General features: G+C 65.4%; 19 protein-coding genes and 1 tRNA gene. 10 read left to right on the top strand and 10 right to left on the bottom strand.

The annotated features are described in order from the left end of the window. Positions 1-28: 28 nt before the first annotated feature. The 3 genes from ACWUI7_RS07440 to prs all read right to left on the bottom strand — a co-directional run bounded on the left by ACWUI7_RS07440 (position 29) and on the right by prs (position 3,642). Entirely contained in the window at positions 29-1,093 is a 1,065-nt protein-coding gene (locus ACWUI7_RS07440) for an alcohol dehydrogenase catalytic domain-containing protein (RefSeq protein ID WP_496641586.1), read from the bottom strand. A gap of 63 nt (positions 1,094-1,156) precedes the next feature. Further along, entirely contained in the window at positions 1,157-2,656 is a 1,500-nt protein-coding gene (locus ACWUI7_RS07435) for a replication factor C large subunit (RefSeq protein WP_496641585.1), read from the bottom strand. A gap of 107 nt (positions 2,657-2,763) precedes the next feature. After that, complete coding sequence (gene prs, locus ACWUI7_RS07430) at positions 2,764-3,642, bottom strand: ribose-phosphate diphosphokinase (protein ID WP_496641584.1); 879 nt, start codon at positions 3,640-3,642, stop codon at positions 2,764-2,766. Positions 3,643-3,789: 147 nt separating this feature from the next. Between prs and ACWUI7_RS07425 the strand changes: the two genes are divergently transcribed. Continuing rightward, complete coding sequence (locus ACWUI7_RS07425) at positions 3,790-4,440, top strand: HVO_0476 family zinc finger protein (RefSeq protein ID WP_496641583.1); 651 nt, start codon at positions 3,790-3,792, stop codon at positions 4,438-4,440. A 117-nt stretch (positions 4,441-4,557) separates the two neighbouring features. Here ACWUI7_RS07425 and fer read toward each other — a convergent pair whose 3' ends face one another. After that, positions 4,558-4,947: a ferredoxin Fer gene (gene fer, locus ACWUI7_RS07420; protein ID WP_496641582.1), complete on the bottom strand. Its 390-nt coding sequence runs from the start codon at positions 4,945-4,947 to the stop codon at positions 4,558-4,560. A gap of 185 nt (positions 4,948-5,132) precedes the next feature. Here fer and ACWUI7_RS07415 point away from each other — a divergent pair, with 185 nt between their 5' ends. Together ACWUI7_RS07415 and ACWUI7_RS07410 are read left to right on the top strand one after the other, a co-directional pair. Continuing rightward, positions 5,133-6,002 carry a CheF family chemotaxis protein gene (locus ACWUI7_RS07415; protein ID WP_496641581.1) on the top strand — a complete coding sequence of 290 codons (870 nt, stop codon included), beginning with the start codon at positions 5,133-5,135 and terminating at the stop codon, positions 6,000-6,002. A gap of 48 nt (positions 6,003-6,050) precedes the next feature. Beyond that, positions 6,051-6,596: an HIT family protein gene (locus tag ACWUI7_RS07410; RefSeq protein ID WP_496641580.1), complete on the top strand. Its 546-nt coding sequence runs from the start codon at positions 6,051-6,053 to the stop codon at positions 6,594-6,596. A 71-nt stretch (positions 6,597-6,667) separates the two neighbouring features. Here ACWUI7_RS07410 and serS read toward each other — a convergent pair whose 3' ends face one another. Further along, a complete protein-coding gene (serS, locus tag ACWUI7_RS07405; protein WP_496641579.1) occupies positions 6,668-8,038 on the bottom strand; it encodes a serine--tRNA ligase in 1,371 nt (456 codons plus the stop codon). A 99-nt stretch (positions 8,039-8,137) separates the two neighbouring features. Between serS and ACWUI7_RS07400 the strand changes: the two genes are divergently transcribed. From ACWUI7_RS07400 to yciH, 5 genes are all read left to right on the top strand, one after another. Then, positions 8,138-9,466: a dihydroorotase gene (locus ACWUI7_RS07400; RefSeq protein WP_496641578.1), complete on the top strand. Its 1,329-nt coding sequence runs from the start codon at positions 8,138-8,140 to the stop codon at positions 9,464-9,466. Between the two features lie 164 nt (positions 9,467-9,630). Beyond that, on the top strand, positions 9,631-10,614 hold the full coding sequence (locus tag ACWUI7_RS07395) for an AAA family ATPase (RefSeq protein ID WP_496641577.1): 984 nt from the start codon (positions 9,631-9,633) through the stop codon (positions 10,612-10,614). A 4-nt stretch (positions 10,615-10,618) separates the two neighbouring features. Beyond that, positions 10,619-11,827, top strand: coding sequence for a DUF58 domain-containing protein (locus ACWUI7_RS07390; RefSeq protein ID WP_496641576.1), 1,209 nt, complete (start codon positions 10,619-10,621; stop codon positions 11,825-11,827). Then, the gene (locus tag ACWUI7_RS07385; RefSeq protein WP_496641575.1) at positions 11,788-14,133 is read left to right on the top strand and encodes a transglutaminase TgpA family protein; all 2,346 of its coding nucleotides are present in this window, start codon (positions 11,788-11,790) and stop codon (positions 14,131-14,133) included. The genes ACWUI7_RS07390 and ACWUI7_RS07385 overlap by 40 nt, the downstream gene beginning before the upstream one ends. Positions 14,134-14,253: 120 nt before the next feature. Continuing rightward, entirely contained in the window at positions 14,254-14,547 is a 294-nt protein-coding gene (yciH, locus tag ACWUI7_RS07380; RefSeq protein WP_496641573.1) for a stress response translation initiation inhibitor YciH, read from the top strand. Positions 14,548-14,634: 87 nt separating this feature from the next. Here the strand turns inward: yciH and ACWUI7_RS07375 are convergent, their stop codons facing one another. Continuing rightward, a complete protein-coding gene (locus ACWUI7_RS07375) occupies positions 14,635-15,468 on the bottom strand; it encodes a geranylgeranylglycerol-phosphate geranylgeranyltransferase (RefSeq protein ID WP_496641572.1) in 834 nt (277 codons plus the stop codon). A 120-nt stretch (positions 15,469-15,588) separates the two neighbouring features. On the opposite strand from ACWUI7_RS07375, the gene ACWUI7_RS07370 reads away from it, so the two are divergent. Next, a complete protein-coding gene (locus tag ACWUI7_RS07370; RefSeq protein ID WP_496641571.1) occupies positions 15,589-16,623 on the top strand; it encodes a disk-shape morphogenesis protein volactin in 1,035 nt (344 codons plus the stop codon). A gap of 78 nt (positions 16,624-16,701) precedes the next feature. On the opposite strand, the gene ACWUI7_RS07365 is transcribed toward ACWUI7_RS07370, so the two are convergent. The 3 genes from ACWUI7_RS07365 to ACWUI7_RS07355 all read right to left on the bottom strand — a co-directional run bounded on the left by ACWUI7_RS07365 (position 16,702) and on the right by ACWUI7_RS07355 (position 20,092). Beyond that, positions 16,702-17,925, bottom strand: a complete 1,224-nt coding sequence (locus ACWUI7_RS07365) for a TIGR04347 family pseudo-SAM/SPASM protein (protein ID WP_496641570.1) — start codon at positions 17,923-17,925, stop codon at positions 16,702-16,704. Further along, positions 17,922-18,314 carry an Htur_1727 family rSAM-partnered candidate RiPP gene (locus ACWUI7_RS07360; protein WP_496641569.1) on the bottom strand — a complete coding sequence of 131 codons (393 nt, stop codon included), beginning with the start codon at positions 18,312-18,314 and terminating at the stop codon, positions 17,922-17,924. The genes ACWUI7_RS07365 and ACWUI7_RS07360 overlap by 4 nt, the downstream gene beginning before the upstream one ends. Before the next feature lie 581 nt (positions 18,315-18,895). Next, positions 18,896-20,092 carry a M20 family metallopeptidase gene (locus ACWUI7_RS07355; RefSeq protein WP_496641567.1) on the bottom strand — a complete coding sequence of 399 codons (1,197 nt, stop codon included), beginning with the start codon at positions 20,090-20,092 and terminating at the stop codon, positions 18,896-18,898. 212 nt (positions 20,093-20,304) lie between these two features. Here ACWUI7_RS07355 and ACWUI7_RS07350 point away from each other — a divergent pair. Then, a tRNA-His gene (locus ACWUI7_RS07350) sits at positions 20,305-20,377 on the top strand. 502 nt (positions 20,378-20,879) lie between these two features. Here ACWUI7_RS07350 and ACWUI7_RS07345 read toward each other — a convergent pair. Beyond that, a complete protein-coding gene (locus ACWUI7_RS07345) occupies positions 20,880-21,503 on the bottom strand; it encodes a peptide-methionine (S)-S-oxide reductase MsrA (RefSeq protein WP_496641566.1) in 624 nt (207 codons plus the stop codon). Positions 21,504-21,574: the final 71 nt, after the last annotated feature.

Here is a 21,574-nt window from a genome sequence, read left to right as displayed (position 1 = left end):
CGGCGGCCACGGTCGGTCGCTTCTCGGCTCACATCGTTGTGACGACTTCGACACCTCGTACCTCGTACTCGTCCATCGCGGCGAGCCGCGCGGAGACGTCTTCGAGGGCGAGTTCACGCGTCACGAGTGAGCCTGGGTCGACGTCGGTCGCGTTGAGGAACGTAAAAAGGTCGTCGTACGTCGTCGGTGGCATCCCCCGCGCGCCGAGAAACGACACCTCCCACCTGGTCATCCAATCGGTTGGCAGCTCGACGGACCCTTGTTCTGCGGCCGTCGTCAGCCCGACTTGGACGTGTGTCCCACGCGACCGCACCGATCGAACCGAGTTCTGACACGTCTCGGCGCGCCCGAGCGCGTCAAGTGAGACGTCCGCTCCGCCGTCGGTCAGCGATCGAATACGCTCGGGAACCGTCCGCTGGCCCGTGTCGCCGGGAACGGTCGCGGTTGCACCCAGTGTATGTGCTCTGTCAAGCGCCTCGTCGTCGATGTCGACGGCGATGACGCGGGCACCCGCGGCCGCGGCGAGTTGGGTCACAGAGAGCCCGACCCCACCACAGCCGTGGACGGCGACCCAGTCGCCGGCGTTGACGCCGGCCCGCTCGAAGAGCGCGTGGTAGGCGGTCATGTATCGACAGCCCAGTGCGGCAGCGTCGCGAGCGGGGAGCCATGACGGCCGCGTGACGAGGTTGTAGTCGGCGTCGGGAACCGCGACGCGCTCGGCGAACGCACCGGGTGCGTCCGGCTCGAAGCCGAGGGCGCGGCCGTCCGCACAGACGTTACCGTGGCCGCGACAGCAGTGACGGCACGTTCCATCGCCGAGTGAGAACGGGACGACGACGTCGTCGCCGGGCGCGAATCGCGTCACGTCATCGCCGACCGCGACGACCGTTCCGGCCGGTTCGTGGCCGAGGACCTGCCCGTGTGGAACGCGGTCGTCTGCCCACTCCCCGTGGCCCTTCCACGCGTGCCAGTCGCTCCGACAGACGCCACAAGCATCGACGCGTACCACCGCGCCGGTAGATGCCGGCTCTGGCGCCGGAAGGTCACGAATCGCCAGCGGCTCGCCGTACGATCGCAGTATCGCTGCACGCATACGGTACCGTTTCAACCGCGACGAAATAAAGCTGCCAGCGACCGGCCGCTCGTCCCCGGCGGCTCATACGAAGTCGCTCAGTCCCGACTGGCCGTCGTCGTCTGACTCGTCGTCTGGTGACGCGGACTCGTCCTCGTTCGCGTTCGACTCGGGTCTGTCTGTCGTCGTCTCGTCGTCGGTCGCCGTGGGCTCGTTTTCACCGTTCGTCGACCCGTCTTCACTCGAATCAGATTCGGTCGCCCGAATCGCGAACGCGTCCCCTACGTTTGCCTCCAGCTGCTCCTCGCGACGTTCCTGTGCGTCTTCGACGATAGACGCAACCTTGTTCGTCGACTCGCCCGAACCGGTGACGAACGCCACGCCAGCCGCGTCGAGATCGTAGGCGGCTGCCATCGCGACCGTCAGCTCTCGTGGCTTACAGTGGTGTGTCACTGTCTGGAGGAACGGCAACACCTCACGACGGGCGGTCGCCGTATCACAGCCGCTCGTTTCGGCTATTTGTTCGACGACTGCGTTGGCGGTTGCGTCGCTCGACGGCCAGAACTGGGGTCGTCCGTAGCGAGTCCAGCCGCCTTTTTCACCCTCGCGGGCAGCAGCCACGCCGGCAGTCGCGTTGTCGGTGGCGTATCGCCAGTAGCTGTAGTTCTGAGTCGATCGAACCCGCCCGAGCCAGACGTCGGCGTTCGCGAGGAAGTCGTACGCCCGCGTCGCCTCGGCTGGGTCGTACACGTCGAGGAGGTTGTCTTCGATCCACTTCGTGAGGTCGTCCGGCGTCTCGTCGACCGCATATGCAGACTGCAGCGTTTCTTCTGCCGACGACTCCTTCAGCGCGGCGTCGAGGAACGGAAAGATCCCCATCGACTTGTCGCGGTCAGCGGTCACCACGTCCTCGACGGCTATCGACGAACGGCCCTCACACGCGGCTTGGAGGTCGTTTACTGCACCGCGAAGGTCACCGCGGTTCTGTTCGGCGATGTGTTGGAGTGCGTCCGACTCGAAGTCGATCGCTTCCTTGCGGCAGACGTCACGCAGGACGGGGACGATAGAGCGGGCCGAGACGTCGCGGAACTCGATCTCCTGACACGCGTTTCTGAGCCCGCGCGACATCTCGTAGAACTCGTTGGCGATGAGGACGATGGGTTGCCCGGCGGACTTGACGAGCCGCGTGATAGCTGAGGCGCCACCACGGTCGTAGGTCCCGTGGATGTTGTCGGCCTCGTCGACGATGACGAGTTGTCTGGCGTCGGCGTCGGTCCCGTCGGTGCCAGCCCCACCCGCGCTACCGGCGAGCGTCGCGTTGTGGGCTGCACGCCCGGCAAAGCGTTCGATGACGTCGGCAGTGCGCTGGTCTGAGGCGTTCAACTCGACGGTCTCCCAGCCCATGTCGGCCGCGAGCGCGTGCGCCGAACTCGTTTTTCCGACACCTGGGCTGCCGTGGAGGATGGCGGCCTCGCGGTGGTCGTCCCACGTGCGTGCCCACTCAGCGAACGCGTCGCGGGCCTTGTCGTTGCCGCGGACCTCCGAGAGCGTGCTCGGGCGGTACCGTTCGGTCCAGTCGGCCATTACCCGAGTAACGGGCGAGCGTCGTTTATCAATTGCGGAGCGGCTCACCCACGTGTCCTCGACCCGGGTCATTGCTAGTGGTGACGACCGATCGCTCGTTGTCGCGGCTACTCACCGTTCCCGGCGATCGGCTCCGCTTGGAGTACGTCCGCAACGACCGGCGCTACGGTGACGACACTACACCCTCGTTCGACCGTGTCGGTGCCGACAATCCGATCGACGCCGGCGGCCCGAAGCCGCGTCGTCGCGTTCCCGACGAGGACGGGGTGGATGCACGCGGAGACGACGCGAGCGGCACCCCGACGCCGCAACACGCTGACGGCCTCGCTCATCGTCGACCCAGTCGCGACGATGTCGTCGACGACGACAACGTCTCGGCTGTCAACCGCGGCGTCAGACGGGGATAGCTCGATCGCGCCGGTCTCGCGGTCACGGTGCTTCTCGAAGTGGTCGGTCTCGCCGTCGCCGTAGGCGTCACAGACCCGCGCGGCGATGTCGACCGCCCCCGCGTCCGGTGCGAGAAAGAGCGGATCGGTGAGCGAACCGAGCGGCGATGCGAGCACGCGTGCGGCGTCGACGGTCTCGACCGGGACGGTATAGAAGTCAGCAACAGCCGGCTCGTGGGGCGTGACGAGGACGACACGGTCACATCCGGTCGAGATGGCTCGTGCCATCGCCCGTGCGGAGATCGGTTGCCCCTCGCGAAACGACGCGTCCTGTCTGGCGTAGCCCATGTACGGGATAACCGTCGTCACGTGTTCGGCGCCCGCTTCACGCACCGCGTCTTGGAGCTGGAGGAGTTCGACCCACGCCGCATCTGAGTCGGTTGTTGCGATGACCGTTGCCCGCCGTCCGTCGAACGATGGGACTGCAGCGAGCCGCTCACCGTCGGGGAACCGGTCGTACGTCGCGGTCGCAAGCGGTCGGCTCGTCTCGTCGGCGAGGGCGGCCGCGAGCTGCTGGGAGCTCGACCCGGGTACGATCATGCGCGGTGATTCCGGTGACGGGAATAAACCAGTTTCTGTACTCGTCCGCCCGAACGTCCGCGCGCTGGCGGCCGTGACCATCGGCACCGCTTTGCACGCGCGATGCGGGTGAGCGGATATTTACGCGCGCGGCGGATACGATGGCGTATGACCGATGCTGGAGACCGGATCGGGCTCGTCTGTCCGTCGTGCTCGCCGGAGGCGGAGACCGTCCACGAGGTGATACGTCCCGGCGGACACGCGACCGTCCGGTGTACCGAGTGTGATCACACGCACAAAACCGAGATCGTCGAACCGGAGACGACCGACCTTACGATCGTCGTCTCACAGGACGCCGAGTCGTTTACCACGGAGATGGCCGTCCCGACGGCAGGCACGGTTGCGACGGGTGAGGAGTTCGTCGTCGATACGCCCGAGGCGCTCATGGAGGTGCGCATAACGGGTATCGAACTCGGCCCCGAACGACGGGTCGAGGAGGCACCGACCGACGACATCGAGACGCTGTGGACCCGCGCCGTCGACAACGTCTCCGTCGACGTCACCCTCCACCCGAAGGACGGCGACGCCGATCAAACCCGATCGCTCCGGCTGACCGTTCCCGGCGACACCGAATTCGAGGTCGGCGAGACCGTCGAGTTCGGCGACGAGGAGTTCTCGATCGAGGGATTACAGATCCGTGATGACGCCCCAGCGTACCGACACGAGAAGCTGGATCACCCGGGTGATTTCGCGTACGCGAAAGACCTCAAGCGGCTGTACGCGCGTGATGAGACGCTGACCGCTTGGTCGGCGTGGTGACGTTCGGCACCTCGCTTGGTGTGCGTCGCATTACTCGGCTATGCCTCTGTGTGAGTCGCGTTGCTCCCGGGTTTTGCTACGAGCGTCAAAAAATCGGATCGATCGGATCGACCGCGCTTAGATGACGCGGTTCTGGAGGTAGTCGAGGTGTTTCGCGTTGTAGACGATCTTGACCTCGTCGGCGGCCGGGCTCCCGATACAGGTGAGTCGAACGTTCTTCTCGTCGACTTCCTCATCGGAGAGGATCTGCTGCATGTCCATCTCGATTTCGCCCTCCTTGACGATGGACGCGCAGTTCGCACACGCGCCGGCGCGGCACGAGAACGGCCAGTCGTAGCCCTGTGCCTCGGCCGCTTCGAGGATGTACTCGCCTTGGTTGACCTCGAGGGTCCCGTAGTCCTCTTCGCTGAGGTCGGCTGCTGCCGCCTCGTCGAAGAGGTCGTCGTCGTCCATCGACATACCGTGGTCGTCGAGCACTTCGTAGTTGAGGTATTCTACTGTGGGCATCACTGGATCGTTCGGCCCCCACATCATTAGGCTTTGCTGTTCGTCTCGTCTATCGGATCGTATTTCGGTCTAGACGTGGGGTGAGGAGGCGAAAATCCAGCGAATCCGGTCGCCACGCAAACGGGCTATCAACTCTGATACTTTGTGGTGAACACTCAAGAACAGATGGCTCGAAGCGCTGTGTGATGAGCGAGGCGGTCGTGGCCGACTTCATCGGTCGAGCGGTGACGCCGAAGACTGACAGCGAGGAGCCAGTCTCGGGCCGCGTCCTTTTGAGCCGGCGTCGGCTCGTGATCGCTACCGGTGACGACCGAACGACGATTCCGCTCACCTCGGTGTTCGACGTCGCTATCGGCACCGTCCCCAGCGACCTCCAGACGTTTTTCAGCGACAGCGTGACGGTCGCGTACGAACGTGGTGACGCTCGCGCCACCGCCCTCGTCGAGGGAGAACCCGACGACATCGACCGATTCGTCACCCTCCTCTTCGCGACGCTTCTGGCTGACGTGACTGTCACGGTCAGACATCCCGCAGCGATCGGCGGCCGCGTCGTTGATGGCGAAGATCGTCCAGCGACGATATCGATCGCGGCCGGGTCGATCACGCTTGCCGGCCGCGACCGAGCGACGACGGTGGACCTCTCGTCGGTCGTCGACTACGACCGGACGACTTGGACCATCGACGGCACGCGCCGCCCGGCGATCGTGTTCCGGCACGCTCCAGAACGCCAAACCGTCACCTCGATTGTCACCGTCCCGAAGTCCCGGTCGATGACCATCCTCGGTCGGTACCTTAGACGCGAGTACGTAGCCGTCCTTGAGGATCTTGACGACGTCTGTCTCTCGCCGGAGGCACTCGAGATCCTCGTCTCGATCCATGCGGCCGGCGGAGCGGCACCACTGTCTGCTATCGTCACCGACGACGCCAGCCGGACAACAATGCTCCTCGATGACCTCCGCGAGGATGGTCTCGTCGTCGACGGCGAGACCGGACCGACACTCACTCGACTGGGAACCATGGCCGTCACCAGCCGGCTCGAACAGGTCAACACGTAGCAGACAGCGACGCCAGACATTGAAGCGCCCCCGGGGCGTCAAACGGACATGGACCAGATCTACGCCCCCTGGCGCATCGAGTGGGTCGAACGCGACGCGGACCCCATCGATGGCTGCCCGTTCTGTGCGCTCCCCGAGCGCGCGGACGCCCGTGAGGCTCGCGTCGTCGCCCGCAGCGAGCACAACTACGTGCTGTTGAACAACGCGCCGTACAACCCCGGGCACGCGATGGTGATTCCCGACGCACACGTCGACGACTGGCCCGCACTCGACGACGCGACGATGCGCGACCACGCGCGACTGAAGGCGGCGACGATCACGGCGACCCGACACGAGATCGAACCAGAAGGGTTCAACACCGGGCTCAACCTGGGCGACGGCGCCGGTGGCTCGATCGACCACCTCCACACCCACGTCGTCCCGCGGTGGCGCGGTGACACGAACTTCATGCCGGTGGTCGGCGACACAGCCGTCATCGTCGAGGCCGTCGACCGCACGTACACGCACCTCCACGAAGGGTTTGCGGCCGGGTCACACGTCGTCGACGTGGGCGACGTTGACGCCGGAGATCCGGTCCGCCTCGCGTTCGAGTAGCCGGTGAACTCTCACGGGGGTATCCAGTACGGCCGGTTCCGATGCCAGTCACCCCGTGACTGCGCGCAGGGCTATTGGTCGCCGAGCTTCTCCTCGCCGACGGAGTCGTGGCCTTCGATGACCGCCGTCCCGCCCATGTACGGGCGGAGCGGCTCGGGGACGGTGACGGTTCCATCGGGGTTCTGGTAGTACTCGAGGATCGCAACGACGATCCGCGGCACCGCGAGTCCCGACCCGTTCAGCGTGTGGAGGTACTCGGCCGCCTCGTGGTGTTCCTCGCGGTACCGGATCCCGGCCCGTCGTGCCTGAAAGTCTCCGAAGTTCGACACCGACGACACCTCCAGCCACCGGCCGCCGACGTCAGGGCCGTCGTCCATGTCGTCGGCGGGTGCCCACACCTCGAGGTCGTACTTTTTCGCCTGGGTGAACCCGAGGTCACCCGTACACATCTCGAGGACACGGTAGGGAAGTCCAAGCCGTTGGAGCACCGCCTCAGCTTCCGAAACGAGCCCCTCGAAGCGCTCCTCGCTCGCGTCGGGACGCACGAAATTCACCATCTCCACCTTGTTGAACTGGTGAACACGAACGATCCCACGAGTCTCTGTGCCGTGTTCACCCGCCTCCTTTCTGAAGTTCGGGGTGTACGCCTGGTACTTCAGCGGGAGGTCCTCACCAAGGAGGATCTCGTCGCGATGGAGGTTCGTGACCGGAACCTCGGCGGTCGGTAACAGCCAGAGGTCGTCGTTGTCGTACGGCTCCGTGTTGTCGCCGCCGATGCGGTAGGCGTCCTCGGTAAACTTGGGAAACTGGCCGGTGCCACGCATTGACGCCGAGTTGACCGGGATCGGCGGGAACACGTCCTCGTATCCCTGCTCACGGTGGACGTCGAGCATGAACTGGATCAGCGCGTGCTCGAGCCGGGCGCCGTCACCCTTCGCGACGTAGAAGCCGCCGCCGGCGACCTTCACACCGCGGTCGAAATCGAGTATCTCGAGCGCCTCGCCGAGGTCGTAGTGGGGCACGACCGACGCCGGCAGCTCACGGCGGTCCTCGAATCCCTCGCGGCGTACTTCCTGGTTTTCCGACTCGTCGGCGCCGACCGGAACCGAGTCGTCTGGGATCTGCGGGAGTCGCAATAAGGCCGACTCCAGCGTCGACTCGAGTTCCTCGGCGCGTGCTTCGATCGCCTGTAGCTCGGATTTGAGCTCGCTAGAGCGCTCTATCGCCTCCTGTGCGGCCGCCTCCTCGTCGGCCTGTTTGAGCTCGCCGATCTTCGAGGAGACCTCGTTGCGCTCGTGACGGAGGTCGTCGCCCCGTTGTTTGAGCTCGCGCCACTCCGCGTCGACGTCGAGAATTCGGTCGAGGTCCACGTCGACGCCCTTGTTCGTGAGCGCCTCGCGGACGGTCTCGGGATTCTCCCGGACGAACTGTCGGGACAGCATCTATCGGCCGTTCCGGCGGCCGGGTCAAAACCGTATCGGAGCGTCCCGGCACACCGGGATCGGTACGGTTTATACCCGACGCGCCGCGACCTCCCGCCGATGCTCATCACTGGCGCGACGTTGGCCGACGGGCGGGTCCGTGACGTCCGTGTTGTTGACGGACGAATCGCCGCCGTCGAGACGGGCCTGGACCCGGTCGGAGACGAACGGGTCGTCGACGCCGAGGGGGCCCACCTCCTTCCGGGCGCGATCGACGTCCACGTCCACTTTCGCGAACCCGGCGGCTCACACAAAGAGACGTGGGCGACCGGGTCAAAGAGCGCGGCCGCTGGCGGGGTGACGACCGTCGTCGACCAGCCGAACACCGACCCCCCAACCATCGACGCAGAGGCGGTCGCCGCGAAAGAACAGCTCGCAACCAACTCACTCGTCGACTACGGAATCAACGGCGGCGTCACCCCGGAGTGGGATCCCGACGGACTGCTCGACGCGCCGATCCTCGCGCTCGGGGAGGTTTTTCTCGCCGATTCCACCGGCGAGATGGGGATTGACGCCGACCTGTTCGCGGCCGCGACGGCGGCGGCCACCGAGCGCGACGTGCCCGTGACGGTTCACGCCGAAGACGCGACACGGTTCGACGCGTCGGCACTTGACGGCGACCTCGGCGGCGTCGGCACGGCGGCACACGCTGACGCGTGGTCTGCGTACCGGACGGCCGAGGCGGAGGCGACGGCCGTCGAACACGCGCTCTCGGTCGCCGAGACCACCGGATCGCGACTACACGTCGCACACACGTCGACGCCGGCCGGCGTGGACGCGGTAACCGAGGTGGTGGACCGCGGCATCGAGGCTACCTGTGAGGTGACACCTCACCACCTGTTTTTGTCCCGAGCGGATGCCGACCGTCTCGGCACGTTCGGGCGGATGAATCCGCCGCTTCGTACCGAATCACAGCGCGCCGCGCTCTTCGACCGACTCCGTGGGGGCGACGTGGCGGTCGTCGCAACCGACCACGCTCCACACACGGTTGCCGAGAAGACGGCTACGCTCACCGATGCGCCGAGCGGCGTGCCCGGCGTCGAGACGATGCTCCCGCTGTTGTTGGCGTCGGTCCGCGACGAGGCGCTGTCCCTCGAGCGGGTTCGTGACGTCACTGCGACGAATCCGGCGTCGATCTTCGGACTTGAGCAGAAGGGTCGTATCGTCGAAGGGGCGGACGCCGACCTCGTGCTCGTCGACCTCTCGACGTCGCGAGAGATCGAAGCCGGGGCACTACACGCGAAGTGTGGCTGGACCCCGTTCGAGGGGCGTGCGGGCGTGTTCCCCGAGCTGACGCTCGTTCGTGGCTCCGTGGCCTACGAACGCGACCCCGTCACCGGCGCGGAGTCGTTTGGCGACCCCATTGGCTGTAACGTCCGCGATCGTTGAGTCGGCCGTCTGACCGGGTTCACCGTCTCGATCGTCTCTACCGGCGGAACGCCTATGTCCATCCTCCTCGTACAATACGAACACATAATCATGTGTCGTGTTTACGTGTATCGATACGAGCGAAACGCGACTGGTGACCAGTGCATACCAGAGCCATCCAACGGATGAGTGACCCGAATTTGGCCGACACACCGCCTGTGTCCCCGGCGCTCGCCGACCGCGACGCCCTCCCGATCGACGAGGCGATGGCACTCGTCGACCGCCTCGTCGAGAACGTCGAGTCGGTGATCATCGGCAAGTCGGGTGCGGTCGAACACGTTCTCGTCACGCTGTTCGCCCGCGGACACCTGCTCGTCGAAGACGTCCCCGGTGTCGGGAAGACGACGCTCGCGAAGGCGGTCGCCCGCTCCGTGGACGCCTCCTTCAAGCGGGTCCAGTTCACTCCGGACCTGCTGCCCGCAGACGTCACCGGCGTCAACGTGTTCGACCAGCAGACCGACGAGTTCGACTTCCGACCTGGTCCGGTGTTCGCGAACGTCGTGTTGGGCGACGAAATCAACCGCGCGCCGCCGAAGACGCAGTCGGCACTGCTCGAGGCGATGGAAGAGCGGCAGGTGACGACCGACGGCGACACGCGAACGCTGCCCGACCCCTTTTGTGTAATCGCGACGCAGAACGACGTCGAGCCCGGCCAAACCTACGAGCTCCCGGTTGCTGAGGTCGACCGGTTCACGAAGAAGATCCGACTGGGGTACCCCGACGTCGACGCCGAGGCGACGATCCTCGACCGAACTGTCGGCGATCATCCGGTCGACGCGGTCGAGCCGGTAGCGACACTGGAGGACGTCAGACGACTCACGGCGACCGCAGCCGCCGTCACGGTCCGGGAGCCGGTTCGGCGGTACGTAGCCAGACTCGCCGAGCACACCCGGGCCAACGCGGCGCTCGGGGTGAGCCCGCGCGGCAGCCTCGCGCTCGTCCGGACCGCGCAGGTGCGCGCCGTCCTCGACGGCCGCGACTACGTGATCCCCGACGACGTACAGACCGAGGCGCTGACGGTGCTCGCACATCGGGTTCGGACGGAACGCGGCTCGGCGGACGGGAGCGACGTCGTCGAGGACGCGCTCGACCGCGTTCCGGTGGGGTGAGCTCGTGTTCGGCGTCTCGCTCACGCGACGGGGACGGCTCGTCACCGGTATCTGTCTTGTCGCCTCGGCTGCGGCGGTCACCGCCGGCGGTCGGTCGCTCAACGCCGTCGTGGTTCCGGGGCTCGTCGCGTTAGCGGCCGGTTTCGTTCAGCTTCGGGAGATAGACGCGCCTGGCATTCGTCGAACCGGACTCACAAACGGCTTCGTCGGCGAGGAGCGCACCGTCGCGACTGAGTTCACGGGTGACCCACCAGGCACTGACGTCGGCCGGCCGTTCCTCGCGTCCGTGCGGGACCGACTCACGGACGGGCTGGTCGCGCTCAACGGCGGCACCGGTGGCGATCTGCGTGACGGTGACGCGGTCGATGCGGACGCTGATACCGAGGTGACCGGTGAGGCCATCGCACGGACGACCGTCGGCGAATCTCCCGCTCGGTATCGCATCCGCTACGACGAGCGCGGGGTCCACCGGGTCGGTCCGGCTCAGATCACGGCAACCGACGTGTTTGGCCTCTACTGCCGGCGGTTCCTCCTCACTGGTCGCGACACGGTCACCGTGTACCCGTCTGTGCGGACGATCCCCGGGTGGTTTCGGCGGCGGCTGTCAGGCGGCGAGGGCCTCGACGCGAGCCGGCAGCGCGAGGCGTTCGACAGGCTCCGCGAGTACGCCCGCGGTGACGCGCTCCGTGACGTCCATTGGCCGACGACAGCGAAGCGGAACGAACTCGTCGTGAAGGCGTTCGCCGCCGAGACGGATCGGCGTCGCGTCTCGATTGCCGGTGAGACACGGCTCGCGGCCGACGACGACGCAGCAGACGCGCTCGCGAGTGCTATCGCAAGCCTCGGGGTGGCGCTTCTCGACGACGGTGTCGGGGTCGACGTCAGACTCCCTCACGACGACGTCACCGCCGACCCCGGACCGCGTGGGAAACGAGTGCTACTCGAGGCCGCAGCTCGAGTTGACCCAGGATCGCTTGAGGGACGACCCGCCCCAGACGTTCGACTCGTCGCCGCAGACGGCGACGTGGAGATCCAGACACCAGCGCACACGCTCGCGTTTTCCGCGCTCGCCGACGGTGCTCTCGACCCCAAAGCGGACAGCGATGTGCGAGCGGCACAGACGGGGTCGACCGGTGTGGCCTCAACTGCGCGCGGATCGACTGCCCAGGAGTCGTGGCCGACGACGACCGGCAGCGGGGGGACGCCGCGGTGAGCAACCGCTCGAGCACGTCGGCCGCGGCGACCACGGCCGCCTCGGTACCCACGGGCATCGGGCCTGGAGGCGTCTTCCCTGCGGGTCTCGCGTCGCCCGCATCGGTTGGCGTCGGAGTCGCTCTTCTGGCAGTGGTTCGAGTGTTCACCTCGATCACCGACGTCGTCGGAGGGACTAGCCGACTCCTCACGGTCGTCGTGGTCGCCGGCGGTCTCGGCGTCGGGCTCGCGCGGTTCATTTCGCCACGAATTGCTATCCGCCTGACGGCGGTCCTCGCCGGCACCGGCCTCCTTGGCTACTACGTGGCGATCCCCGGTAGTCAGGTGACGCTGGCGTCGATTCCCGCGATCGCGTTCGACGTTGTTTCGCTCGTTACCGGTCTCTCGGTGCTCCGGCTCGTCCTCGTCGATGTGTGGGTCCTCGTGTTCGCGCCAGCACCGACGTTTCTCGCCGCGTATCTCACCGGACGTGGTCGCCACGTTGCGGGGGCTGCCGTTGCCGGGGGGACGCTCGGCTTCTTCGTACTCACCGGTGATGCAGGCACCGTCGTGACGCTCACCGGCGTGCTCGGCGTGGCGGTCACTGCGGGGACGTCGACGCTGACGGCGGCCTGTGGAGTTCGGAGCCACGGACGGACGCTTGCGACGATACTCGCAGTCATGCTACTCGCGAGCGCGACCGTCACGCTCGTCCCTACCGGTGCGGCCCAGCCGTGGGCGGTCGAGCGTGGGACACCGGCCATAGAGTCGACGCTAGTCGAAGACGACGAGCTCGACATCGTCGGCACGACCCGGCTCTCTCCGACGGTTCGGTTCACGATAGCGAGTCCCGTGGAACGGAACTGGCACACCGGCTCGTACGACACCTACACCGGCGACGGCTGGGTACGGTCGGGAGAGACGGTTCCGCTTAACGGCTCGCTTGCTGGCCCACCAGGAGCGTCGACGCGCGTCGAGTCGTCGGTCACGATAGAGACCGAGCGGGAGACGATCCCGGCGCCGTGGCAGGCGGTGTCTGTCGACGGACCGCTTGCACAGACAGCCCAGGTCGACGCGCGCGGGACAGTCCGCCCTGGCGTCTCGCTTCGTCCCGGTGAGACGGTGACGGTCCAGAGCCGGGTGGTCGACGCTCCACCCGCATCCCTGCGCGAGGCCGGTACTGACTACCCGGCGTCGATCGAAGAACGCTACACGCAACTCCCCGAGAGCACACCCGACCGGGTCGGGGCACGCACGGAAGCGATCCTCGAGGAGGCGGACGCAGAGACATCGTACGACCAAGCGGTCGCGCTGGAGGCGTACTTCGCTAGGGAGTACGCCTACTCGCTGTCGGTGGACCGACCGACCGGGGACGTTGCCGGCGCGTTCCTCTTCGAGATGAATGCGGGCTACTGTACGTACTTCGCGACGACGATGGCCGTGATGTTGCGCTCACAGGGCGTGCCGGCACGGCTGGCGACGGGTTACGACAGCGGCCAGCCGGTAAGTGACACCGAGTACGTCGTTCGCGGACAGGACGCTCACGCATGGGTGATGGTGTATTTCCCCGAACACGGCTGGGTCGAGTTCGACCCGACGCCGGCGGCCGGACGCGACCAGGCTGAGCGCGTGCGCCTCGCCGAAGCGCGGGCAGACGGCGCCGGCGACGTCGACACCGACCGCACCGAAGGCGGTATCGTCACGACTCGTGAAGAGGAGCCAGCTGACCGTCCGGCAGCAGACGGTGCGACCGCGCCGAACGAGACCGATGTGAGCGCGTTGAACGGGTCGGTCGGCCCGACAGTCGGGACGAACGGGACGGGCGGCCCGGCACCCGGCGAGCAGAACCCGTTCCCGTCGGCGTTTGGGTCGGGGGCGGTACCGACTGACGGGACAGCCGGGCCGGCGGGCGGACCGTCGCTTCCCGCTCCGAGAACAGTCGGCTACTGGATGGTTGTTGTCGTCGCAGTGGCGGCGAGCGCGCGCCGTGTCGGCGTTACCGACCGAGCGTACCACGCGGTACGGCTTCGGGCGCCCAATCGGTCGCGAACGCCACGAGCCGACGCGCACCAGGCCTTCGATGACCTCGAGCGGCTTCTCGCTCGCCGGTACCGGGCGCGCCGACCAGGAGAGACGCCGCGATCCTATCTCGAGGCGCTTCGAGACTACGGCGTCGACAACCGGGTCCATGCGGTGCGAGAGGCGTACGAGCGGGCCGCGTACGCGGAGACGGTGAGCCGTCTCGAGGCAGCCGACGCGAAGCGAACCGTACGACGACTCGCCCTCGAGTCGACGCCGCTTCTCGGTCGTCTCTGGTCGCAGGGGTGAGCACGTCACTGCCGTTGTCGTCTCAGTCGTTCGAGCCAGCCCCGATCAGACGGTCGAAATCGACCGTCTCGGGGGGTCCCGACACTATTTAATACGGTCACCCTGTACTCTCGCACTGTAATGTCGGAAGTCTGCTCGACGTGCGGGCTGCCTGAGGAACTCTGCGTCTGTGAAGACGTCGCAAAAGAGTCCCAGCAGATCAGCATCCGCATCGACGAGCGCAGGTACGGAAAAGAGGTAACGGTCATCGAAGGGTTCGATCCGAAAGACGTGGACATGAGTTCACTCTCATCGGACCTGAAGTCGAAGTTCGCCTGTGGTGGCACCGTCGAGGACGGCTCGATAGAGCTCCAGGGGAACCACTCGGGTCGCGTGGAGGACTTCCTCCGCGAGAAGGGATTCAACGTCGCGTGACCGTTACCTGAACCCGCCGTCGAGCGGTCTTCTACAGTCTCGTGCCGCGAGCGGCCGCACCATCGCGTCGACGAGCCGTCGTCGCGTTCACACGAGCAGTGCCGCCCGCCCGGCGACGAAAGCAATCGTCGCGAGGAACGTCCCGTACTTGAAGTGGGCACGGCCAGCCGCGGGGTCTGTGAAGCTCTCGTACCACGCGTAGATCATCACCGCGTCGGCGATCGCAACGATGACCAGGTAAGCAGCACCGAAGGTGCCGAGGAGGTACGGCAGTGGGCTGACCGCGACCGCCACGCCGAGTGCCCCGACACCCACCCACAGCGCTCGGCGCTTGCCGATCGCGATCGGGAGCGTAGCAAGCCCCTCCTCGCGGTCACCGGCGGTGTCTTCGACGTCTTTGATTATTTCGCGGGTGAGTGTCGAGAGTGCGGCGAGGATGGCGAGGACGAGCGGGGCGTCGAGACGGCCGACAGCGGCGCCGCCGAAGAGGAACGTTGACCCGACAAGCGCCGAGACGAGAACGTTGCCGAGGCCCGGCGTTCCCTTAAATACCGTCGTGTACGTGAGCAGCGCAACGAGGTTGACCGCGGCCAGTCCGAGAGCCGCCGGCGGCAGCGGCACCGCGAGTCCGACCGCGCTCGCAAAAAGCGCCGCCGAGAGCCAGCGGGCACCACGAGGTGAGATCGCTCCGCGCGGAATCGGTCGGTCCGGACGGTTGATCGCGTCGATCTCGCGGTCAAAGTAGTCGTTCACCGCGTTTCCGGCGGCGACGGCGGCCACGGTCGTCGCGACCGCGAGTCCGGCGGCCACGAACGCGTCTCCCACACCGGCGACAAACGCACCGGTCGCGGTCAACACGCCGGCGGCGACGCAGTTTGCCGGACGGGTGAGTTCGAGTGCCCCGCAGAGTGTGTCACCCACGCTGATTCGGTCAACTAACGGGCGAGTCATAAACTGCGCGGGATCAAGGCCGCACCGTCACACGCCTGACGGCGGCCCGTCGTACGAACGTTTATGAAGTGAGCCGCGGTACGGGCGGCCATGGCCAAAGGCCTGGATGTCGGGACGATGAACATCATCTCGGGGCGCCAAGAGGGCTCCGAGACCGTGTTCGTACAGCAACGCAACTCGTTCGTCGAGATCGAGTATAGTGACATGGCAGAACAGATGCTTGCGCGCAGCGACGTGCTCCACATTCGGAAAGACGACAAGGTGTACGTCGTCGGTGACGACGCGCTCAACTTTGCGAACATCTTCAACAAGGAGACACGGCGGCCGATGCAGCGCGGGATCCTCTCGAGTGATGAGTCCTCGGCAATCCCGATGATCAAACTCATCACAGAGCAGGTCGTCGGCCAGCCGAGCCGGCCGAACGAGCGGCTGTTCTACTCGAGTCCAGCAGACCCGATCGACTCCCCGCTCACGACGCTGTATCACGAAAAGACGCTGGAGTCGATGCTCGGGGACATCGGCTACGACCCCGAGCCGATCAACGAGGGGATGGCGGTCATTTACTCTGAACTCGCCGACAACAACTTCACCGGCCTCGGGGTCAGCTTCGGCGCCGGGATGACGAACGTCTGTCTTGCGTACTACGCCGTCCCCGTCATGAAGTTCTCAATTGCCCGCGGTGGTGACTGGATCGACGAGCAGACCGCCCAGGCGACGGGAACGCCGGTCGATAAGGTGACGAGCATCAAAGAGGACGACTTCGAGCTCGACTTCCGTACTGACGTCGGCGGCGTCGAGGGCGCGCTCGCGATTTACTACGAGAACATGCTCGATTACGTGATCGAGAACCTCACTCGTGAGGTCGACGAAGAGGACATCGAAGAAGGCCTCGACGTCCCCGTCGTCGTCACCGGTGGCACGTCCAGTCCGAACGGGTTCGAAGAGCTCTTTGCAGACCACCTCGCGGACGCGAACATCCCGTTCTCGATAAGCGGGGTTCACTCGCCAGAGGAACCGCTGTACAGCGTCGCCAGTGGCGCGCTGGTTGCCGCTCGATCAGAGGAGGGCATGGAGGACGACACGGGCGCAGCCGAGCCAGAGCCCACGCCCGAATCCGAGGACTGAGCCGCGCCGCTGCCGACGATGCACGCACCGTCCTGACCCATCGCGGTCGATTTTTGTCGATACACCACTGGGAGACGCTTAGTCTGCCGGCGACTCACCAGTCGAGGGATCCGCCGTAAGCCCTGCTTTGCGTTCTCGCTCGCGGAGGTAACACTTCGGGTCGGGAGCGAACGGGTCGTCGTGTTCAGCGAGCGCCCGGAGTCGCGAGCCTCCTCGGCAGATGTCCTGATACGCACACCGACGACACTGTCCCTTGAGGTGGCTTTTACGCTCTCGTAACGCGGAGAGCAACGGATTCGACTCGTCTTCCCATATCGCCCCGAACGGTCGATCACGGACGTTGCCGAGAGCATATCCCTGCCAGAACTGTGTGAGATGGACGTTTCCGACGGGGTCGACGTCGGCGACACGCTCGCCGGTCGGGTCGCCCCCGTTGCGCTCGAGGTACTGCCGGACCGCGGCCGCTTGGTCTGTGCCGATCTCTTGGGCGGCGTACTCAACGAGGTAGCCTGCATCGGCGTAGTTCCCGACCAACAGCGTCTCGATGGCCTCGCCTCGGTCGTGATACGCACGGGTCATGTCACACAGCTGTGTGACCGCCTCACGGGTCGCCTCGGGCGAGAGGTCAGCGTCCGCGATGTCTGCGCCGCGGCCGCCGTAATCAAGGTGGTAAAAACAGAAGCGGTCGACGCCGACATCCACGAGGAGTTCGACGACTCCCCGGAGGTCCTCAACGTTGTGCTCGGTGATGGTGTACCGGAGCCCGGTCTTGAGGCCGACGTCGAGACACGCCTCGATCCCGCGGACCGCGGCGTCGAACGCCCCGGTCTGCCCGCGGATCCGGTCATTACGGTCGCGGAGCCCGTCGACGGAGACGCCGGCGTACTTGAGGCCGGCATCGCGCAACTCGCGGGCTCGCTCGCGGGTGAGAAGCGTTCCGTTCGTCGAGAGGACGGGTCGAATTCCTTGGTCTGTGGCGTACGCGACGAGCGTCGAGAGGTCCTCACGGACCAACGGCTCTCCGCCGGAGAACAACAGCACCGGCACTCCGTAGTCGGCCAGATCGTCGATCAGCGCTCGCCCCTCGGCCGTCGAGAGCTCACCGGGAGCACGCGTGCAGTCGGCACCGGCATAACAGTGCTCGCAGGTGAGGTTACACTGCTTGGTCGTGTTCCACACCACGACCGGTCGTCGCTGTCGGTCCTCGGTGATCTGTGGCTTCGAGGATTCATCTGCCGCGTCGTACCGGAGCCCGTCTCCCTCGGCATCAAGCCCGCACAGCAGCTTGCTCACGGAGATCATCGGCGTCCCTCGTTCGACTCTGGTGCCGGTACTGCTCGGTCCGTCTCCGAGTGCGGCTCTCTCGTGTCGCCTGCGGTGTCACCGCCGATATCCACGCCGTGGGTGCTGCTGGGGTCATCGGCACCGTGATGACCGTCTTGCTCGTCCGTATCGTCGTCAGCAGCGAGCGGCTCGTTGGTGTACCGGTGTGTCGACTCCGCCGGACAGACCCAGATGTCTCGGGCGGTCCACCCGAAGAGGGCGGCAGCCTCCTCGTGTGCCGTCTCTGGTGTCGGTGCTTTGACGGTACCCACGTGCCGGGGCGACTCCGACTCGGTCTCCCGAATGAACACCTCGAACCGCCGGCCGTCTGCCGACCGCGACCCAGTGGACGCTCTCGTCTCGACCATGTCCCATCTCTACGGACGGTGTCGCAATCTCGTTTCGAGCGTTCTCAGAATCTCGAAACGCGCACGAGACTATTACGAAAGATTATTAATAATAGGGGCGTATCAAAAATTGTGGCATCCGTAGTACACGACTGACCCGCGATCGACGCTCGAGACAACGGGCGAGATCGCCGCTGGCGACCTGCCAGAGACGAATCGCACGGACGACAACCTGCCGACGGCGGCCGAGGCGGTGGCGCGCGCGCCTGCACCGTTCGATACGACCGACACCCGGCGAATCCTGAACGGCACCGACCGGTGGAACGCGTACGCGGGATCACTCCACGGCGCCGAGTGATCCCCCGTCCGGACCCAATCCACTCTCGAACCGCCGCCCGGCCGCCGACTATCCCCCACGGCTTTTAGTATCGGCGTCGTGGGTCTCGACGGCCGATGACGATCCACCGCTCCGAGCTGCCTCGGCACCAGCGACGACGAGCCCTATGAGTACCGAGGCCACTACTACTAGCTTCGTATCGGTTGTGCGCGATCCCCCCTGCGCACACGGCAGCGCCTTTGTTTGACCGCCACACTCCTCGTCGTCACTCGATGAGCTCGCGGACGGTCGCCTCGAGCACGTCGCGTGCGACCGCCGCCTCCGAGAGGTCGATCGACTCGTCGACCGTATGTGCTTGATCGAGATCGCCGGGTCCCCAGGTGACTGCGGGCACACCCGCGTCGACACAGAAGTTTCGGGCGTCAGTCGCCGCCTCGATCCCCCACGGCGCACCCACATCGTCCGCGCCGAAGGCGGTGTCTCTCACCGCGGCCACCGAGCGTTCTCGGAGCGCTTGCGCCATCGGGTGGTCGACCGGTATCGAAGAGGCTGCGTACGTCTGGACCCGTGTCCACTGCACCGCGATGTCGTGTTGTGTTTGCACGCGATCGACCAGCGTCTCGACCTCAGCGTCGACCGATTCGAGTGTATCGCCAGGGAGCACTCGGCGGTCCAGGACCAACTCGGCACGGTCGGGGATCACTGCGAGATTCGACTCGGTTCCGGCTTCGATCTCGGTCACCGTCGCAAACGCCCTGCCGCACAGTGATCCCTCACGTTCGCGCAATTTGGCGTCGTATGCGTCGATCGCCTCGAGGACCGGGCGGGCGGCGTCGATGGCGTTCGTACCCGCGTCAGGCTGGCTCGCGTGGGTCGCAACCCCGGGAACGACGAGCCGATACACCGCGAGCCCCTTAGTGCTCGTGGCGACGCGGAGACCGGTTGGCTCTAAGACGATCCCGTACTCGCCGTCGAACCCCCGCTCAAGGAGCCGCTTTGTCCCCGGGTCGGCGGTCTCTTCGCCCATCGCCGCGTGCACGACCACCGACCCAGCGTACGTTCCGTCGCGGATCGCAGGCGCGAGGTCGCGGGCGACGAGCATCGCGAGCGCCAACCCCGTCTTCATGTCTGCGCTGCCGCGGCCGTAGAGCCGGCCGTCCTCTACGACCCCGGCGTAGGGGTCGACAGACCAGACGTCGGGGTCGCCGGCCGGCACCACGTCGAGGTGCCCGTTCAACACGACGGTCGGTCCGCCGTCGCCGATCCGGGCCCCGACCTGTTGCCGGTCAGGATCCGGGTCATCGAGTAGCGTCGCGTCGACTCCCGCGCGCTCGAACCAGTCGAAGACGAACGACGCGGCCGCAGACTCCTCACCAGGAGGGTTCTCTGTCGGAATTTGGACCAGCGCTTTCGCGAGCGACTCGAGCTCAGCCGCTCGTACATCGACAGACGCGTCGTTCACATCACACCCCCATTATCGGTCGTCTCGTCGTGGCTAGTCGTCTCGTTGGGGTCGCTTATCGCGTCAAGATCGCTCGAGCGAGTTAGTGACCGGTCTCGTGAATGCATGTCACCCTGTGGCTCGTGCCGGTACATAAACTCGTCCCGCAATCGATCGGGTCGACGGCGAGTCGTAACGGTTATGAGTCGAAACGCGATATCTCTGGATGCGTGTCCGGGTTAGGGTAGTGGACTATCCTTCAGCCTTGTGGAGGCTGAGACGCGGGTTCGATTCTCGCACCCGGACCTTTTCCGACGAACGAAGTGAGGAGCGAAAAGTCCGGAAGGCGAAATCGAATCACGCGAGACGAGCGGAGCGAGTCTCGCCTCGGGTTCGATTCTCGCACCCGGACCTTTTCACGCGACTACAGACAAGAGTGGAAACGCCGACAGGCGAGAATCGAATCAGAGAGTGAAGCGAGCGAATGCGAGTGAAACGACCGTGGTTCGATTCTCGCACCCGGACCGTACCACTTCTAACCCTGTAGCTGTGGTGCGGTTTTGACTGGTTCTATACCAAGAAAGAAACAATAAACTAGGTCAAAGCGGCGGGGTTCGACGGTGGTAAAATCGTCTCGAACCGGCAGAATCAGAGCTTACAGACCGTCAGCTCGAAGATTATACGAAATCGCATCTTCAGAGACGTCTGTAAAACCGCTGAGGTCCCCTCAGAAGGGAGACCGTTCTATGCGATCCGACACAGCTTGGGAACGTATCTGACGCGTGAGGGCCTCGTGCTCGTGCCGCTGTCACGATGTCTCACGGCCAGGTGTCGAAACGTCCTCAACAACGGTGACATCATGTCCGGCCGCGTATCCATTCAGCTTAGCAGCGATTGGCGACTCACGCAACGCGTCATCGCCGTATCCGACTGCCTCGAACGCGTCCATGAACGACGAAACCGACCGGAGATTGTACTTCTGGTGGTAATCCTCAGCGGGATAGAAACGCGAGAGTTGCTCGATACGTGTTCCGATTCCATCGGCAGTGAGCCCGTGTACAGTGAGAAAATCATCAAGGACTGCCTGCTGGTCTTTCGTCGCAGCAAACACGATATTCTGATACTGTGTTTTTCTGGTCTGGTTCTGTGGGGTGTGTGAGTTAAAAACGTGATTCAGGAGTTTTTGATATGTGATCGTGTCTGGGTTGAACTCAACTTGGAACACCTCGGTGTGGTCACCTAAGTCATGATAGGTTGGCTCATGTTTTGTTCCGCCGGCATAGCCGACGCGGGTTCGAACAACGCCGTCCATCGCACCGAATTGGGCGTCTGGCCCCCAGAAACAGCCAATCCCGAACGTCGCCGTAGCAGTCTCAGCACTATCCATCGCACGATGGTCATACTCGCGTATCTGTGTTTGTGTAAGGGTCATAGGGACTACCAGCCGAGAGAGTCGCCGAAGAGCGGGTCGCGGATCCCACCGCATCTACCGGTAGTCAGACT

Source organism: Halorubrum orientale, assembly GCF_059623105.1.
The sequence above is the reverse complement of the archived record's forward strand: the minus strand, read 5'-3'. Positions and strand labels throughout refer to the sequence as shown.

What these genes read in the sequence shown, in the direction of transcription:
- ACWUI7_RS07360 (WP_496641569.1), bottom strand. Translation starts at nt 18,314, where the DNA reads ATGGTCGAGACGAGAGCGTCCACTGGGTCGCGGTCGGCAGACGGCCGG.
- ACWUI7_RS07410 (WP_496641580.1), top strand. Translation starts at nt 6,051, where the DNA reads ATGGACCAGATCTACGCCCCCTGGCGCATCGAGTGGGTCGAACGCGAC.
- yciH (WP_496641573.1), top strand. Translation starts at nt 14,254, where the DNA reads ATGTCGGAAGTCTGCTCGACGTGCGGGCTGCCTGAGGAACTCTGCGTC.
- ACWUI7_RS07365 (WP_496641570.1), bottom strand. Translation starts at nt 17,925, where the DNA reads ATGATCTCCGTGAGCAAGCTGCTGTGCGGGCTTGATGCCGAGGGAGAC.
- ACWUI7_RS07370 (WP_496641571.1), top strand. Translation starts at nt 15,589, where the DNA reads ATGGCCAAAGGCCTGGATGTCGGGACGATGAACATCATCTCGGGGCGC.
- ACWUI7_RS07440 (WP_496641586.1), bottom strand. Translation starts at nt 1,093, where the DNA reads ATGCGTGCAGCGATACTGCGATCGTACGGCGAGCCGCTGGCGATTCGT.
- ACWUI7_RS07395 (WP_496641577.1), top strand. Translation starts at nt 9,631, where the DNA reads ATGAGTGACCCGAATTTGGCCGACACACCGCCTGTGTCCCCGGCGCTC.
- ACWUI7_RS07345 (WP_496641566.1), bottom strand. Translation starts at nt 21,503, where the DNA reads ATGACCCTTACACAAACACAGATACGCGAGTATGACCATCGTGCGATG.
- ACWUI7_RS07425 (WP_496641583.1), top strand. Translation starts at nt 3,790, where the DNA reads ATGACCGATGCTGGAGACCGGATCGGGCTCGTCTGTCCGTCGTGCTCG.
- serS (WP_496641579.1), bottom strand. Translation starts at nt 8,038, where the DNA reads ATGCTGTCCCGACAGTTCGTCCGGGAGAATCCCGAGACCGTCCGCGAG.
- fer (WP_496641582.1), bottom strand. Translation starts at nt 4,947, where the DNA reads ATGCCCACAGTAGAATACCTCAACTACGAAGTGCTCGACGACCACGGT.
- prs (WP_496641584.1), bottom strand. Translation starts at nt 3,642, where the DNA reads ATGATCGTACCCGGGTCGAGCTCCCAGCAGCTCGCGGCCGCCCTCGCC.
- ACWUI7_RS07415 (WP_496641581.1), top strand. Translation starts at nt 5,133, where the DNA reads ATGAGCGAGGCGGTCGTGGCCGACTTCATCGGTCGAGCGGTGACGCCG.
- ACWUI7_RS07435 (WP_496641585.1), bottom strand. Translation starts at nt 2,656, where the DNA reads ATGGCCGACTGGACCGAACGGTACCGCCCGAGCACGCTCTCGGAGGTC.
- ACWUI7_RS07400 (WP_496641578.1), top strand. Translation starts at nt 8,138, where the DNA reads ATGCTCATCACTGGCGCGACGTTGGCCGACGGGCGGGTCCGTGACGTC.